12 protein-coding genes are annotated in these 17,336 nt (G+C 38.8%); 8 read left to right on the top strand and 4 right to left on the bottom strand.

Features of this window, described 5'->3' with window-relative positions; genetic code table 11:
- Nucleotides 1-104: 104 nt before the first annotated feature.
- The 3 genes from AC012T_RS16705 (at nucleotide 105) to AC012T_RS16695 (ending at nucleotide 9,350) form a co-directional block, all read left to right on the top strand.
- Nucleotides 105-581, top strand: coding sequence for a chemotaxis protein CheW (locus AC012T_RS16705; protein ID WP_487059893.1), 477 nt, complete (start codon nucleotides 105-107; stop codon nucleotides 579-581).
- A 348-nt stretch (nucleotides 582-929) separates the two neighbouring features.
- Entirely contained in the window at nucleotides 930-5,342 is a 4,413-nt protein-coding gene (locus AC012T_RS16700; RefSeq protein WP_487059892.1) for a GAF domain-containing protein, read from the top strand.
- A 291-nt stretch (nucleotides 5,343-5,633) separates the two neighbouring features.
- The gene (locus AC012T_RS16695; protein WP_487059891.1) at nucleotides 5,634-9,350 is read left to right on the top strand and encodes a hybrid sensor histidine kinase/response regulator; all 3,717 of its coding nucleotides are present in this window, start codon (nucleotides 5,634-5,636) and stop codon (nucleotides 9,348-9,350) included.
- 17 nt (nucleotides 9,351-9,367) lie between these two features.
- Here AC012T_RS16695 and AC012T_RS16690 read toward each other — a convergent pair whose 3' ends face one another.
- Nucleotides 9,368-9,574 carry a hypothetical protein gene (locus tag AC012T_RS16690; RefSeq protein WP_487059890.1) on the bottom strand — a complete coding sequence of 69 codons (207 nt, stop codon included), beginning with the start codon at nucleotides 9,572-9,574 and terminating at the stop codon, nucleotides 9,368-9,370.
- A 246-nt stretch (nucleotides 9,575-9,820) separates the two neighbouring features.
- Nucleotides 9,821-10,249, bottom strand: a complete 429-nt coding sequence (locus AC012T_RS16685) for a hypothetical protein (RefSeq protein WP_487059889.1) — start codon at nucleotides 10,247-10,249, stop codon at nucleotides 9,821-9,823.
- Nucleotides 10,250-10,654: 405 nt separating this feature from the next.
- Between AC012T_RS16685 and AC012T_RS16680 the strand changes: the two genes are divergently transcribed.
- Nucleotides 10,655-11,593 (top strand): AAA family ATPase, encoded by a 939-nt coding sequence (locus AC012T_RS16680; protein WP_487059888.1) that lies wholly within the window; start codon nucleotides 10,655-10,657, stop codon nucleotides 11,591-11,593.
- 54 nt (nucleotides 11,594-11,647) lie between these two features.
- Here AC012T_RS16680 and AC012T_RS16675 read toward each other — a convergent pair whose 3' ends face one another.
- The gene (locus tag AC012T_RS16675) at nucleotides 11,648-12,604 is read right to left on the bottom strand and encodes a M48 family metalloprotease (RefSeq protein WP_015214593.1); all 957 of its coding nucleotides are present in this window, start codon (nucleotides 12,602-12,604) and stop codon (nucleotides 11,648-11,650) included.
- 179 nt (nucleotides 12,605-12,783) lie between these two features.
- Between AC012T_RS16675 and AC012T_RS16670 the strand changes: the two genes are divergently transcribed.
- From AC012T_RS16670 to AC012T_RS16655, 4 genes are all read left to right on the top strand, one after another.
- On the top strand, nucleotides 12,784-14,334 hold the full coding sequence (locus AC012T_RS16670; RefSeq protein WP_487066636.1) for a helicase C-terminal domain-containing protein: 1,551 nt from the start codon (nucleotides 12,784-12,786) through the stop codon (nucleotides 14,332-14,334).
- 140 nt (nucleotides 14,335-14,474) lie between these two features.
- A complete protein-coding gene (locus tag AC012T_RS16665; RefSeq protein ID WP_487059887.1) occupies nucleotides 14,475-14,690 on the top strand; it encodes a DUF2839 domain-containing protein in 216 nt (71 codons plus the stop codon).
- A gap of 1,007 nt (nucleotides 14,691-15,697) precedes the next feature.
- On the top strand, nucleotides 15,698-16,042 hold the full coding sequence (locus AC012T_RS16660) for a DUF1815 family protein (RefSeq protein ID WP_015214590.1): 345 nt from the start codon (nucleotides 15,698-15,700) through the stop codon (nucleotides 16,040-16,042).
- A 202-nt stretch (nucleotides 16,043-16,244) separates the two neighbouring features.
- Nucleotides 16,245-16,742, top strand: a complete 498-nt coding sequence (locus AC012T_RS16655) for an acyl-CoA thioesterase (RefSeq protein ID WP_487059886.1) — start codon at nucleotides 16,245-16,247, stop codon at nucleotides 16,740-16,742.
- A gap of 346 nt (nucleotides 16,743-17,088) precedes the next feature.
- On the opposite strand, the gene AC012T_RS16650 is transcribed toward AC012T_RS16655, so the two are convergent.
- Entirely contained in the window at nucleotides 17,089-17,286 is a 198-nt protein-coding gene (locus AC012T_RS16650; RefSeq protein WP_487059885.1) for a hypothetical protein, read from the bottom strand.
- Between the last annotated feature and the right edge of the window lie 50 nt (nucleotides 17,287-17,336).

The raw sequence follows: 17,336 nt of genomic DNA, 5'->3' as shown, positions 1-17,336 counted from the left end.
CTTTAATTTCCCCCTGCCTTGTTATAGTAGTCACTATTTATCAATTAGTTTTAATGACTGAGTAGTGACTAAAAAAATAGCTGATAATAAAGGAAAATTAATGAATGTTAGATACTAAACAAAAATATTTAAGTTTTAATTTGGGAGTCAGAGATCAAGCAGTAATTTCATTGCAGCATATTACAGAAGTATTAAGAATTTCATTGACAGAAATATGTGGGGTTCCACAAATGCCCAATTGTGTATTGGGTATTTATAGCTGGCGTGGCGAAATGCTTTGGTTGGTTGATCTAGAAGAAATGTTAGGTTATCCACCTCTTTTACAAAGTTCAAATACACTTTCAAAAATGATGGCAATTGTGTTAGAACATGAGGGGAAATACTTGGGATTATTAGTGCGCCAATTGACAGATATTGAATCCCTAGATACCCAGAAAATGAAATTCTCATCTCCTGATTTATTTTACCCAGCCATGTCACCTTTTTTGCATGGATACTTCACAAATGATTCAGAAGAAATGATTTTCAATTTAGACGCTTTAGCAATTATCCAATCACCTATGTGGGGGAGTCACAACTAAACAATCTTCTTGTAATTAGGGCTTGCTAAAAAAGTCTTTCCGTTAAGGCTAGAAGTCAGGAGTCAGGAGGAAGAATTAAAAGGAGATCAGAATATTCTCAAATCTGGGTAAATGAACGGTTTTTGATGATTTCATCGCTTATTTCTTGCACCTTCTTCAACTTTTTCAGCCTGTAACTGTTGATATATCTAGGTTTTTGGTTTATATGCCTAACGGCACGCTCTTCGCGTTCAGCAAGCCCTAGATAGTAATTAAACAAGTAATTTGCATCTTAATGATTTAACATTTTTTTTTGACTCTAAAGTTCCAGCTATTACTAACTAAAAAAATAGGATTGAAGGTAAACAAATGACAACTTTATATCAAAGTAACGAAGACAGAGGCAATATCTTTGCTGAACCAGCAAAATTAGACAAACAAAATGGTAATACAGTCGTAAATGTTAGCCATAATGATACGTCTACAGCTAATGCTATTACTCAGGAATTTAAAACCTGGCGGCAACGATTCCAATACATAACGACCCAGATGCGCCAAGTCGCAGATATGGATACTTTATTAAAAGTAACTGTAGCAGAAGTTAGGGATAAAATTGGTGGCGATCGCGCCTTGATTTATAAATTTACTAACTCTGATTCTGGAACTGTATCAGCAGAATCTAGAACTAGTGGTTGGACTCCATCTTTAGGTGAAAATCTGCCAGCTATTTTGTTTGGCTTATATACCAATCAAGACTATATAGAAGCCGTCGTCATTGACGATATTAATCAAATTCAAGTTACTCCTTATCAAAAGCAACTACTTGATAAATTTCAAGTCAAAGCGAGTTTAAGCTTGCCTGTTTTTGTTGATAGCAAAGTATGGGGCTTATTGGTAGTTCACAGTTGTGGATCAGAAAGGCAGTGGCAAGAAACAGAAACTACTTTACTGGCACAAATAACTACAGAAATTACATACAGATTACAGAGCTTTAAATTACAAAAAGAACTACAGCAGTCTACCTTAGCCAAGCAATCAGCAGCGAAAGTCATCACTAAAATTTTACAGCAGCCTGATGTAGATAAAATCTTTCAAACTACTACTCAAGAAGTCCGTCAATTACTAAAATGCGATCGCGTCGGTGTTTATCGCTTTAATCCAGACTGGAGTGGCCAATTTGTCTCCGAAGCTGTAGGTAATAACTGGACAAAAGTCGTTACTCCTGACTTCAAAATGGTCTGGGAAGATACCCACCTCCAAGAAACCAAAGGTGGTCGTTATGCCAAAGGCGAAACATTTGTCGTTAATGATACCTACACAATCGGTTTAGCTCAGTGCCACATTGAGATATTAGAACAGTTTGAAGCCAAAGCCTATATTATTGCTCCCATTTTCTCAGGGGAAAAATTGTGGGGTTTACTAGCAGCCTATCAAAATACCGGGGCGCGGGAATGGCAAGACTGGGAAGTTAGCTTTTTAACTCAGATTGGTTTGCAATTTGGTGTTGCTATCTCCCAAGGAGAATATTTAGAACAAGTCCGCAAACAATCTGAACAATTAGCGCAGATTGCTAAACAGGAAAAAGCCCTAACGAAGATAGTTAATCGTATTCGTCAATCTTCAGATTTAGAAGAAATCTTCAAAACCACCGCCCAAGAGGCTCGTCAGGCTCTCAAATGCGATCGCATTGCTATCTATCATTTTAATCCAGACTGGAGTGGTAATTTCGTTGCAGAATCAGTCGGATCTGGATGGGTAAAACTGGTTGGTGCGGATATCAATACTTTGGTAGAAGACACCTTTTTACAAGAAACCAAGGGAGCTAGGTTTGGAAAAGGTGAGAGCATATGGGTAAATGATATCTATCAAGAAAATATTACCCCTTGCTACCTAGAACTGTTAGAGCAATTTGAAGCCAAAGCTTATATCAACGTTCCCATCTTCTTTGGGGAAAAATTATGGGGATTGTTGGCAGCTTATCAAAATACCGAAGCGCGGCAATGGCAAAGCTCAGAAGTCAACTTTTTGACTCAAATTGCCTTGCAGTTTAACTTAGCAAAATCCCAAATAGACTATCTAGCAACAGTCCGGTCAAAAACTGAAGAATTAGCGCAGATAGCCGAACAAGAAAAAACTATCAACAAAATAGTCAACCGTATTCGTCAATCTTTAGATGTAGAAGATATCTTCAGAACCACTACTCACGAAGTCCGTCAGGCTCTGAGATGCGATCGCGTCGGTGTTTATAAATTTAACCCGGATTGGGGTGGAGAATTTGTATCAGAATCTGTAGGGACTGGTTGGACAAAACTAGTTGGGCCAAATATCAAAACCGTCTTAGATGATACCTATTTACAAGACACCAAGGGTGGTAGATATGCCAAAGGCGAAACCTTTGTGGTTAACGACACCTATGCCATAGGTCTAGCCCCTTGCCACATCGCCATCCTAGAACAATTTGAAGCCAAATCTTACGTCATTGTGCCGATCTTCTTTGGTGATCAACTCTGGGGTTTGTTGGCAGCTTATCAAAATACTGGGCCTCGTGAATGGAAAGATTCAGAAGTCAGCTTTTTACAACAAATCGGCTCGCAATTTAGTCTAGCCAAATCACAGTTAGATTACATAGAACAAGTACAGTTGCAATCTCAAGAAATCAGTCAACTAGCTGAACAAGAGAAAACAGTTAACAAAATAGTCAACCGTATCCGTCAATCTTTAGATTTAGAAGACATCCTCAAAACCGCTACACAGGAAGTCCGTCAATCACTAAGATGCGATCGCGTCGCTGTTTATCGCTTCCATCCTGATTGGAGTGGACAATTTGTCGCCGAATCCGTAGGTGCTGGATGGATGAAAGTTGCCACTCCCGACTTTAAAATGGTCTGGGAAGATAGCCACTTGCAAGAAACCCAAGGTGGTAGATATGCCAAGGGTGAAAGCTACGTCGTCAATGACATCTATCAAGCCGGTCATGCTCAATGTCACCTAGAGGTTTTAGAGCAAGTTGAAGCCAGAGCTTACATAATAGTCCCCATCTTCTATGGAGAAAAACTCTGGGGATTACTGGCAGCTTATCAAAACTCAGGAACTCGTCAATGGCAATCTAGGGAAGTCAACTTTTTAGAGCAGATAGGCTTGCAAATCAGCCTCGCAAAATCGCAAATAGACTATATAGAACAAGTACAATCCAAATCTGAAAAACTCGCTCAAATAGCTGAACAAGAAAAAGCCATCAGCAAAATAGTCAACCGCATCCGTCAATCTTTAGATGTAGAAGAAATATTCAAAACCACCACCCAAGAAGTTCGTCTACTCCTAAAATGCGATCGCGCAGCCGTCTATCAATTCACATCTGATTGGGGTGGCGAATTTGTCGCCGAATCTGTAGTTAGTGGTTGGGTAAAACTAGTCGGACCCGGTATCAAAACCATCCTCAACGACCCTTGCTTACAAAATAACGAAGGCGGGCGCTATAAAAAAGGTGACACCCTGATAGTCAACGACATTCATACAGCCACCCTTGATCCATGCTACATAGAGATCATCGAAAAATATGAAGCCAGAGCTTACATCATTGCTCCCATCCTATTTGGAGAAAAACTCTGGGGCTTACTCGCAGCTTATCAAAACTCAGGAACTCGTGAGTGGGAAGAATCAGAAATTAACTTGTTATCACGTATCAGCGACCAACTAGGACTAGCATTACAACAAACAGAATACTTACAACAAGTACAAGCTCAATCATCCAAACTAGCAGAAGCAGCCCAAAGAGAAAAAGCAGCTAAAGAACTACTGCAACAACGTTCTATTCAACTACTCAGAGCCATTGGGCCTGCGCTTACTGGTGATTTAACCGTCCGCGCCCCCATTACAGAAGATGAATTAGGCACAATTGCCGATGCCTATAATGGCACTCTGCAAGCATTACAACAAATCGTCATTCAAGTACAAACCGCATCTCAACAAGTCGCCCAAACCTCTATCAATAGCAATTCTTCACTAGTAGGATTGACTGATTTAGCAAAAGAACAATCTGATGAAATCACCCAAGCCCTAAGCGATATTCAACAGATGGTAGATTCTACCCAAGCAGTAGTAACAAACGCTCAATTAGTACAAGTAGCCTTACAACAAGCCAACAAAACTGTAGATTCTGGTGATATTGCCATGAATCAAACAGTAAACGCCATTCAAGCCATTCGGGAAACTGTTGCTCAAACCAGCAAAAAGATTAAACGCCTAAGTGAATCATCACAAAAAATCTCTAAAGTGGTGAACTTAATCAGCAACTTTGCCACACAAACAAACGTACTCGCACTCAATGCCGCCATTGAAGCGACTCGTGCAGGAGAATATGGCAAAGGCTTTGCAGTGGTAGCCGATGAAGTCCGCTCTTTATCACGCCAGTCAGCAGCAGCTACTATCGAAATTGAAAAACTAGTCCAAGAGATTCAAACTGAAACTGGCGAAGTTGCAGTAGCAATGGAAATGGGTATTCAGCAAGTCGTTGAAGGTACAAACCTGGTGAGTGAAACCCGCCAAAACTTGAACGCGATCGTTTTAGCCACCGCTGAAATTAGTCAACTAATTGAGCGTATTACTGAAGCAACTCAAAAACAAATGAGCCAATCAGTAACAGTCACAACATCAATGAATGATGTAGCCTCAATTGCTAATAAGACCTTTGGTGAATCTCAAGAAATAGCTACTGTATTCCAAAATTTATCAGGAATGGCACAAGATTTATTAACAACCGCTAGTAAATTCAAAGTCAAATAATCCCCATTCGCACTCCTAAATGTGCATGAAAACGGGTAATACAGAAGACTTCATTTAAATGAGATACAAACTTAAATAATGAAACTCTTGTGGTGCGGGCATCTTGCCCGCTAGGTATATACCTCCTGACAGCGAAACCCGCTGTATTTACCTAGTATTGGCAGGCTAATCACCTGCCCTACTGATTTTATCCATCTGTGGGAATCAGAAATTTGAAGCATAATAAAATATAAAATTCAAGACTAGTATGAATTAACATCATCCAAAACCCAAAATATCAAACAAAAAATTATGATTACAGATAATGAAATTCGTCAACAAGGCTATGCTTATTTTTTAGCCGAGACTCCAGAACTATTGCAAACAATTGAACAGGATTTATTTACTCTCTTAGAAAGTTACAGTATTGCTAAAGTTCATAATTTAATGCGAGCAACTCACACCATTAAGGGTGGAGCAGCTACTGTTGGATTAGATACTATCAAAACCATAGCCCATTCTCTAGAAGATATATTTAAGGCTCTATATAGTCCAGATGTAATTATAAATTCCGAACTGCAAACACTGCTATTAGCAGCTTATGAATGTCTGGAGTTAGCCGTCACCACAGAACTGACAGCCAGTAATATTAATAGCGAAGAACTGCTTCAGAGAGCAAGTACAGTATTTGCACAACTACAAACAACATTAGGTGATGCTTTTGGGGCTGAATCTCATATTCCTACTTCTGAAGAATTAGGATTTGATATTGTCCAGTCCATCTTTGAAGTAGGAGTAAAACAACGCTTAGAAAGTATAGCTGAAGCTCTACTTGATTCACCCAGTAATGAAGAATTAGTAGAGGTTTTACACTCCCAACTGGATGTATTTCTCGGTTTAGCAGAATCGTTGAATTTACCTGGTTTAAAAGAACTAGCTTGCACAATTATGTCTGCTTTGGCAGCTAATCCCCACAAAGCACGCCAAATTGCCGAAATTGCTTTAGCTGATTTACAAAAGTCACAAAAAGCAGTTTTAGCAGGCGATCGCACTTCCGGAGGTTCACCTTCTCTAGCTTTACAAACACTCATAAAAGTAACAGAAAATAATTCACCTACCGCACCTACTATTACTAGTAGTTCATTAGCTATAGTTCCCAAACTTGAATCATCTATCACCCATGCCAACCAAAGTTTTGCTACCGTATTTTTCAACATCACTACCAAATTTTACCAGTTTTTGATTACATCTGGCGACAAAAATAACGAGCCTTTAAGACCAGCAAATGCTAAATTTTATTTAAAAGCGATTCGCTATATTTTTGGGTGGTTTAATCACTATAGAGAAATACCAGAAACAGCACTAAGTTTAAAGTTATTAATTTTCTCAGATAGTCAAGAAAATTCAGAACATTATATAGAAACTTGGCTCAATGAATTTCTAGATTTTATTGTCGATAAACGAGATCAGCCGAATCTTCGTGTTTATCGTCAAGGTGTGATTTTAATTATTCTTCTAGCTATTGCCCAATTTCAATATTTAGTTAACAAAGATGATGATGCTATCTCAGTTATCAATACACTCAGAAAGCAAATCCGTAAATTAGGAAAAGAATATAAAAATTACCCTCCTGTCACCGAACAAGAGAAAAAATGGCTTGACATTCCTAAACTCCAAGAATTACTAGTTATCAAAGAAATATCTACCCCTGTAGCTGTTTCTAATGACTCGAATCTATTAGAGGAAATCTGGGGAGGAGAAACTATTTTTGATTCGGAAACAGTAGAGCAAAACATCACAACCCATACTGTAGCAGATATTAACAATGACCATTATTTAGGCAGTGTGACTTCATCAGTTGTCAGTGATCAGGCATTTACAAATATTTCTGAATCCATCCTAGAAGTTATTCCTGATGACCCTGTAATCAACAATAAAGAAATAGCCGATCAATCCCTACCTGGGAAAAATAATAATTCTCGACAACCTTCTTTTGTACGTGTAAATGTAGATGGATTGCAACATCTCAATTATTTGGCAGGAGAATTGCTGATTTACCAAAAACGACGCACTTTATATGATGACCAAATTATAGAACTAATTGACAGATTAACTCAAAAACTGAGCCAACATCAAGCAATTTTAAATCAATTGCGTGATTTGTCCCTACAGGGAAATAATGCTTCTGCTTCTATCGAAACTATGCAAAAAGTTTCTGCTGTGCAGTTTGATGCTTTGGAAATGGATATATATACAGAATTTAATTTGACATTACATGAAGCATTAGAAGACACACTACAATTGCAAGAAACATCTGAGTCTCTGGACTTATTAATGAAACAATCTGCTCAAATTAGTGATAAAAAATATAATTTAACTCTAAGTATTATAGATAACCTGGTAGAGGCCAGAATGTTGCCTTTGGGAACGATTTTAAATCGCTTTCCTCAAATGGTGCAGAAGCTAGGAAATGTTTATGCAAAACTTGTAGAATTAAAACTCATTGGTACACAAGTTCTTATAGATAAAGCCATTGCTGAAAAACTCTATGATCCGTTATTACAATTAGTGCGTAATGCTTTTGATCATGGTATTGAAACTCCAGAAATTCGCCGTGAACTTGGTAAAGACGAAACAGGTTTAATAGAAATATGTGCTTATCATCAAGGAAGCCAAACTATTATCGAAATTAGAGATGATGGTCAGGGTATAAATTTAGCAAAAATTAGAGAAAGAGCGATCGCACTAAATCTGATCCCAGATGATCATCATGGTCAAGGTTATATTCATAATCTGACTGAATCGGAATTGATAGAATTCATGTTTTCACCTGGATTTTCTACTGCTGGTAAGGTAAGTGAAATTTCTGGTCGTGGGATGGGTTTAGATATTGTTCGTACTCAGTTACAAGCTCTTAATGGTTTGGTTTCAGTCCAATCATCTCCTTCTCAAGGAACAACATTCATACTCAAAATACCTTTTTCTATGACTACAGATAAACTAATGCTAGTCCAAGCGGGGGGTGTTGTTTATGCCTTATTGCTAGATAGTATCGAAAAAATATTAATTCCCGCTGAACAACAAATCAAAGAATTTGAAGGCAAACAAATTCTACATTGGCATTCGGGTGAGGATGAACTTCTAGTCAACCTCTTAAAACTTGCAAATTTGATGTATTACAATGGTTCATTTATTGGCGGTACTTATTTAAATAAAATACCCAGTCATGCTGATACAGAAACCATGAAAACCCCTGTGCTTTTGCTCAGACATAATCAAGGAATTTTGGGTTTAGAAGTTGACCAAATTATTGGTGAACAAGAATTAGTAATCAGACCTTTGGGAAGTGCCATTGCTCCACCAAAATACATCTATGGTTGTAGTAGTTTAGCTAATGGCAATCTTGTTTTAGTAATTGACGGAACTCTCCTGGTAGATTCTCAACAGATGCAAGCGACACTTGATGTGAGAACACTACCAAGCAGTTCTATATCTTCTCAACAGACCCTGTTAACGTCGGAGGATGAGATTCAATCTACACCGCTGCTGGCTGCCTCTGCTCCCTTAAATACTATCAAACCTCAACTCCCTTCTTCTATAGGAATAGCTAATAAATTACCAAAAGTAGTTTTGGTTATAGATGATGCAATTAGTGTCCGACAAACTATTTCTCTAACTTTGCAAAAATTTGGCTATCAAGTATTGTCAGCGCAAAATGGAGTAGAAGCTCTCGAACAATTGGAAGTACATCCAGAAATTGAAGTGATAATTTCTGATTTGGAAATGCCACGGATGAATGGATTTGAATTATTAAGTCATATTCGTCAGAATCCCAGTTGGGCTAAAAAACCTGTGGTAATTCTCACTTCTCGTAGTTCTGAAAAACATCGTCAGTTGGCTCAAGAATTAGGTGCAACTGCTTATTTTACTAAGCCTTATTTAGAGCATGAGTTCCTTTCTACTGTTGATAGTTTAGCCAATAGAAATAAGGACGATTCAAATCAGGGTTTAATAGCATCAGGTAAATGAATATAGGACTAGCCCTTTCAAGGTGTGTTAATTTTCTGTGTTCTTTGGGCTAGAATCTTAAAAGTTGAGACATGAGGCTTGTTCTTCAGGTAAGTTCGTTTTGGTTGAACTTTCTTAGGGCTTCGTGGATGAAGACGAAAAGCTCTCAGCGAGACTTTACCAGCCAAATGTTGTAAAAATTTCTCTAATCTTTGTTGACGGTCAGTTGATTTTTGGTTAACCATAATTGCTGATGTTACTAAATAACAATTTCTAGAAATATAGGACTTATGAAAGTGTCACACCAAACATCTATTTTATGGTGCGTCAGATATCAAATATCTGTTTATTTACAGGATTTATGAAGTCTGACGCACCCTACAAAATAAGCCAAAATATGTCCTGAAATAATCTTGCTGTTATTATTGCCAGTTGCACAGAATGCACTAATTCCCACAACTGGCACAATTTATCATTTGCAATACCTAACTTTATTTATGACCATCAAGTAAGGCATGACGAGAAAAAATTCCCTTCAGTTTCAAATTAGTAAATTCAATAACAGAATTGATTAAATCCTGTTGTTCTGAGTTTAAATCTAGTGTTTCTAGAGCTTGATTAAGGTTGCTACCAATATGTAATTCATGGGCAAGTTGTGTCCGTTGAGAAGAATCTAAAACTGCCAGAATTTCTTTATTTCTTCGTTGTCGTACTGCTTGAAGTTTTTGGCGTTCTTGGGGAGTCAAATCATCTACAGAAAATGTAATAATGTCGCTCGTATCTTCGCCGAATGAGGTAAATATTACTTGAGGGGAAGTAAAAAAATTATTTGCTGATGCCACAGTAATCCCAGGAAATAAGAAATTACAAGCAACCACAAGCAATAACACAAACAACCGTTTTGTCAATTTAATCATCATGTTGAGAAAAACCTAAATTAGATTCAAGGCTAGAGAATAATCAACCAATATTTAATTGTAGATTTTCACCAGCAGGATAGTAGCTGCGATAATTTTCCTATTATGGGTCTACGTGTCGCATCTTTGATCAGGAATTAACCCACTTAGTACCTAATTATCCACCAAGACGTACACCAGTCCCACTAGCCAAGATTCTTACTCAGTAAAAATTCTGAAATTGAAAATGGGGGCCAACTAGATCAGGCTGTTTCTATATTGGAGGTGGGGTGAAGGAGATAATGTTTTCTCTATGACTAAACTCAGGAATTGATAATAAAGAAAAATATATAAGACACATTAATATTATGTTCTTTTATATTTCCCGACTCAACGCTATCATCAAGGTCATTGCCAGAGGTGATAGTCATGAGTGAACAAATTTTGGAAACAGCAGCAGTTACTACAGTTACCCAAAATGGCGAGATTGATTTAGAGTCAGCTTTTCGGGAATCTCACGTCCAAGACATTCTGGATAAGTTAGACGAGGAGTTGGTGGGTTTAAAGTCTGTCAAGAACAAAATTAAGGAAATGGCAGCTTTGTTGCTGGTTGATAGGATTCGTAAAAGTCTGGGTTTAACTGCGGGTGCGCCTAGTTTACACATGACTTTTTTAGGCAACCCAGGCATGGGTAAAACTACTGTAGCAATGCGGATGGCAGAAATTCTCTATCGCCTAGAATATATCCGCAAAGAAAATGTGATGTTAGTCACGAGAGATGATTTAGTTGGGCAAGGTATTGGACAAACAGCACCGAAAACTAGGGAAGTTTTAAACAATGCAATGGGTGGTGTTTTATTAGTTGATGAAGCTTATACTTTATACCGCCCAGATCATCCAGGTGATTTTGGTTTAGAAGCAATTGAAATTCTCATGCAGGTGATGGAAAACCAGCGTGATGATTTGGTTGTGATTCTCGCTGGTTATAAAGACCACATGGAAAGATTTTTTCACAGTAATCCTGGGATGAATTCTCGCATTGGGATACACATTGAATTTAACGATTATGGAGTTGATAGTTTAATGACTATTGCCCAATCTCTAGTGACATCACAAAACTATTGTTTTAGTCCAGATGCAGAACAAGCCTTCCGGGAGTATTTAATTAAACGGAAGACTATGCCTCATTTTGCAAATGCTCGTAGTGTTCGCAATGCTATAGACAGAGCGCGGTTGCGTCAAGCTAATCGTTTATTGAGCAGTGGGAAGAAATTAAATAAGCAAGATTTAATTACTATCGAAGCGGTAGATATTCTAGCTAGTCGAGTATTTAGAGAAGGGGTTCCTGATTGCGAACCAGAAAGTTGAGTAAGAATCAGATCCCCAACTTCTTCAAGAAATTGGGGATCTTAGGGTTTACCCTTATCTTTTCATTCGGTCAATTTCTTTTTGCAGTTCTTCAATTTGTTTCCGCAGTTTTTCAGCTTCATTTTTTGGGGTTTCAACTTTGACATTTACTGCTCCGGTAGCAGGTGTTTGTTGATAGTTACCACGCTTGATTTCTTGATATTCTGCTGATACTGCCCAAGACCGTAAATAATGCAGGCGTTCAACTGGGAAAGGATGGGTCAACATCGTTCCTTGAGCGCCATTGTACATGAGAAATTTATATACTTGATTTAGCCCGTCATCATCTAGCGCCTGATACTTTTCAGACTGGGCGATAAATTCTTGCAAACTACATTCGTTGGCATATTTGTTACTACCTCCAGAGATTTTCATCATTGAGGACATAACTGTATTTAGGTCATCTGTTACCAACAAGGCTGCGCGATCTGCGGTTAGTTCGGCTTTGCGTCGCCATTCAAAAAAGGCATAAATCAAGGCTTGACTGACGAAATTTCCTAAACCGAAGGTTAATTCACCAATGACGGAAGCGGCACTCATCGCCCACATGGCCATTTGAATTAAAATGGTATGACCACATTTAATATGCCCTAGTTCATGGGCTAACACTGCCCGAATCTCGGCTTCATTGAGCAAGTCTAGTATGCCTGTGTTGACGACTATGTAAGGATTTTCTTGTCCGAGCGCGTGGCTATTGGCTTGGGGGTTTTGTGAGATAAACAGTGCAGGTTCGGGGTAAATGTCCAAATCCCGTACACATTCCCGAAATATCTGGTAAATAGTAGAGTATTGACGTGGCCCTACTTGGATGGCGTTACCCATTAGATAAACTAATTGAGGGCGTTCATAAATAAATTCTACAAATTTACGAGCGATTAAATCAAATCCCGGTAAGCTTCGTAAGGCTTGCTCTGCTTGGCTATCCAGTGGATGTCTGAAGGCTTCGCTGGAAATTCCTTTGTAAGTTGGCATAATTTAGGGGATAGGGGACAAGGTGACAGGGAAGATTGGTAGGCAGGGGGCAGGGGGCAGGGAAAATTTTTCCCAATTACCCATTACCAATTACCCATTACCAATCACCACTGACTAATGACAACATAATAGAGATGAGGCAGTTCGGAAAAAGTCACTTGTTATGGGATGAAAAGCGTGTGATTGAGGCAGAAGTTCATTTATCACTACATAACTTCCTGCGATCGCAGGCGGGGTTCCCTTCCTGGCCCCATCACTTAACGATGGCCAGATTGGTGGCACGGGCTTTGCGTTTGGGACGTAGTGCCTTAATTCAAGTAGGGGCGGTTTGTGGTTATCAAGGGCGATATCGCACTAGTTTTATCGCATCTGCCTTGATGTGGCCTGGCCCTGTAATTATTGTGGCCCCGGAAGCTGTGCAGCAACGGTTGCTGAAAATAGAAATTCCCCGGTTACAGCAATGGTTATCAGCTAATAAACCCATTAGAACAGGTGATGCTTGGCCTGGTTCGGATTTCCACGGTTTGTTATTGACCTCACCTGAGGCTTGGTTAAAAGCGCAGTTGGTCAGCACAAATCAATTTCCTCCCAATATTCCCACAATTATTGATGGAGTTGACGATTTAGAAGATTGGGTGCGTGATCAGCTAACTCACAATATTCAATCTCATGATTGGGATCAACTCATGCTGGCTTGTCCCCACCATCTGGAAGTAATTCGGGAAGCGAGGGTACAACTGACACATGAATTATTTCAGCATCCAGAAAATCCCTATGAATGTTATCTAATTTCCCAGCCAGAAAGGGAAATTTTACAAGGTTTATTTTTGGCCTTAGATAAAAAAGATAGTCTCCCAGATGGTTGGAAATTTTTCTGGCAGCAATTCCAAAACCTTGAGGATGATCCTTCCTATCCTGCCCTCTTTTGGTCTACTATTAACCGTCGTCAAGGGTTATTTTCTTTACACTATGCACCAATTGAATTAGACAAAATCCTGGCTCCAATTTGGCAACGGCAACCTGTGGTTTTAGTTGGTAGCGCCTTAGAACCAGATACTGAGGCTCCCTTATTCCGTCAGCGTTTGGGGTTGGATGATGTGACTTGTTTGAAGTTTTCTGCGGATAGTCAAGGTGATGCAATTCAACTTTATGTACCCTATAAGTTGCCTCTACCGAATACACCGGAATTTCAAGCAGCTTTTATTCACAAAGTCCGTACTCTGGTTTGTTTGAGTGCTACTGCACCAGGGATGACGGTGGTGTTAGTGGGTGATGTGCCACTCAAAGCAAGAGTTGGAGCTATTTTGGCTTCGGAGTTTGGTTCGCGGGTGCAGGTGGAAAAAACTTGTTTGGATGAAAATGGGATTTTGGTGACAGGTTGGGAATATTGGCGATCGCATCAAGGTGTTTTACCAGCACCACGATTGTTGGTAATTGCCACTTTACCTTTACCATCTTTAGAAAATCCTTTGGTGGCTGGTAGGGTAGCTCATTACAAGCGATCGCACCAAGATTGGTTTCGGTTATACTTATTGCCCACTGCTTTGAATGAATTGCAAAGAGCGATCGCACCCGTGCGCGAAAATCAAGGTATCGTGGCTTTACTGGATAGTCGTGTCGTTAACCGCAGTTACGGATCTCAAGTCCTCACCGCCCTCAGCCCTCTAGCACGCTTGAACTATCTTGATCCCAGCTTGTTTTCTACACCTGATCAGGAAAATTCTGCTTAGGGGTAAATAAATTCTTCACATCAGATTTAAGATTGCTATATCATCAATTTATGTTGAGATGTGAAACCTCATCTCTCCACAAAAGCCATGATTCCTGCGAACATATACTAAGAATCTAAGTTGAATTTAGAATTACTATTATGGGTGAAGCAAAACGTCGTAAAACCACACTGGGAGAACAATACGGTCAAGATACTCGCATTCTACCGTGGGTTCCCATCACTAAATCTCAAGCAGAACAATTTGTAAATTTGACTACTCAAGGTGCGTGGATAGGCATTTTTCTGATGGTTGCAGCCTGGATCACCATCCGCTTTATCGGCCCAGCTTTTGGTTGGTGGCAAGTAGAATTTTAAGCCAGTTCAGAAAACAACCGAGTTCAGAGAAGCAGGAAAAATGGGAAGGATGGATAGATTACCCCTCATTTTCCCTAGTCTCTGAACTTGGATATCTATAACTCTTGCCAGAGTCACCAAATTGTATGAGCTAATATAGTTAATGTAAATAGGCTTTGCTGATCTTAAGACATTCGGTAGACTTGGATATGTTTACCACCCTAAAGCCTACACTGAAGTCTCTGTTAAGATTTTCAACAAACCCGTGAGTGCGATCGCTATAGGGAGAGATTATAAACGAAGTCTTAACCACAATGCATCTATCCCATACAGCGTTATTTAGATAACTTCAACAAATCAAAACTATTGCCTAAATGGCGAAAACACAGATCCAAGTTTAGCTATAGTCAGAGTTAAGTCTGTAGATTGTAAGTTTTCTGGCTTGACAATTCAGTAGGAAAAGCAGAGTTTTTTACCAGAACCCTGTAGTTAATCCTCTGGCTTAAACCTCCCAATCGCTGACTTAAAAAGGTAAAATCAACATATCTCTCAAAAGCAGCCCAAGTACAATTTACACCTATCACAGCCCTAAAGCTGAATAAGACCCATAATAAACTCATTAAAATAGAGAAGACAAGAAAAAGACGAAAAGTGGCGATAGAGTAAATAAATACCCCTAATTCGGCTATATACTGTTTATAGAAGTGTAATTTACGACTTTTCGCTAGTTGACTAGCACCAGATTTGAGTTAGGCTGAAAGCTGATTTATTAAAACGCAAAGTCAAGTTGACCTAAACATCTAAAGACAATGTTAATTTTAGTAGTCATGTCTCAGATATATATCTTGCAAATTGAATAGTTTGATACGACATACAAAATCGTTATCTACTACCCTAAGCAAGGAAGCCAATTACAGAATTAACTATCTTTTAGGAATTGTAATGAATAGTTTACAATACCAAAGGATGGAAAAATCTAAAGAAAATATAAAAGTGACACAAATTACTGTGGTGTCTGGAGGAAAAAAGTGTTTTTGAGACTGGCCCATCAACATAGACAATTTGTTCAAGACTTGGTAATGAACCTGCAAGCCTTGGCAACAGTACTAGAACGAAGCGGCTATCCTGCTTCCTGCTATACATGTGGCGACCAAATGAACAGCGCGTCCTTTATGGTTAGCTTAGGCGACAACCATCTGATTCGCTTTCTAGTATCAGATTACGGAATTACTTGGACTGAAATGCGAGATGACCGCGAATTAATGAAATTAGAAGGCGCTGAAGCAATTAGCCAATTACAGGAATTAGCTAATCTAATCAAGCAATCTATCCCAACTTCTACAGGTCATAAAACCCTTGCCAAGAAGAGCTAAATCGCCCAAAATGATCCTAAATATGACCTTGCTTTTCGGTAACTGGGAAAACGGTAATAGCGAGTTAGTTTTCTTTAAACGCCTATTACCTACTCACCATTACCGTCAATAGACCTTATTTTTAACGTTTTATCAAGTGTTTTTCAGCGTCTGTTAAAATCTGATGGGTAAGACTTAAAACCTTTACTCAAAAGATTCTAAGATGACTGAAGAAAAACCAAACCAACCACAACTGCCACCAACTAGCGCCATTGACAGGCTGACAAAAGCAGAATTTGATAATTGGTTTGAATATCCTGTCAGAGTGCAACCTCACCACACCGATTATGCAGGCATAGTTTGGCATGGTAATTACCTCACTTGGATGGAAGAAGCGCGAGTAGAATGTTTGCGCTCCATAGGTATCGAATTTGCTGATTTAGTAGCTCTAGGTTGTGACTTGCCAGTTGTAGAATTGTCAATTCGCTATCATCGATCACTTCAATTAGGGATGATGGCGCTGATCAAAACCCGTATGGCAGAGGTAACTGGTGTCCGCATTAATTGGGATTATAGAATTGTTTCAACAGATGAGCAACAATTATATGTTACTGCCCAAGTGACATTAGTTGCATTAGACCGTCAAAAAGGTAAAATTATGCGTCAGCTACCTCCTGCGTTTAAAGACGCTTTAGCTAAAATTTCCGCATCACACAAATAATCAATTAAAAATTAAAAATCTAGGACTTACGCATTGGCAGAACACACCAAATATAAAGTATGGGTTTCAGCCTCTTGTAGGGTGCGTCAGACTCGATAATTTGGCACAATTAACAGATTTCCTACATCTGACGCACCTTACTAATTTGTTCTCCCAAAAGCTTGTAATAACTAATTATCGTTGATTCATATCATGTTCAATTTGTCTAAGCTGTTACGCACCTAGATTGGATAATCCTAAAATGCTTAAATCCTGTGGGGTGAGCATCTTGCCCGCCAGACTTATACAAATTAAATGCACAACAGCTTAGTGCGTAAGTCCTAAAATTAATTCTTCTGAACCAGAATTAATTACGTACAGAAATTTGAGAAATATTTTGCATAAAATCAGATATTTTAGACAAAATATCTTGCGGTGTAATCCCAAAACCAAAGTATAATAAAACCACTATCGCTGCAAAAGTAACAGCAGTTTTGATAGTGGTTTTTACTAATTTCCAAAGTATAACAAATATTATCCAAGCAACTAATAAAGTAATGATCATAATATTACATCCTTGAAAATCAATACTGTTAAATTAAGCTATTTATTATA

The organism is Anabaena sp. EIM26, assembly GCF_057568715.1.
This window is presented reverse-complemented; position numbering and strand designations above follow the sequence as displayed.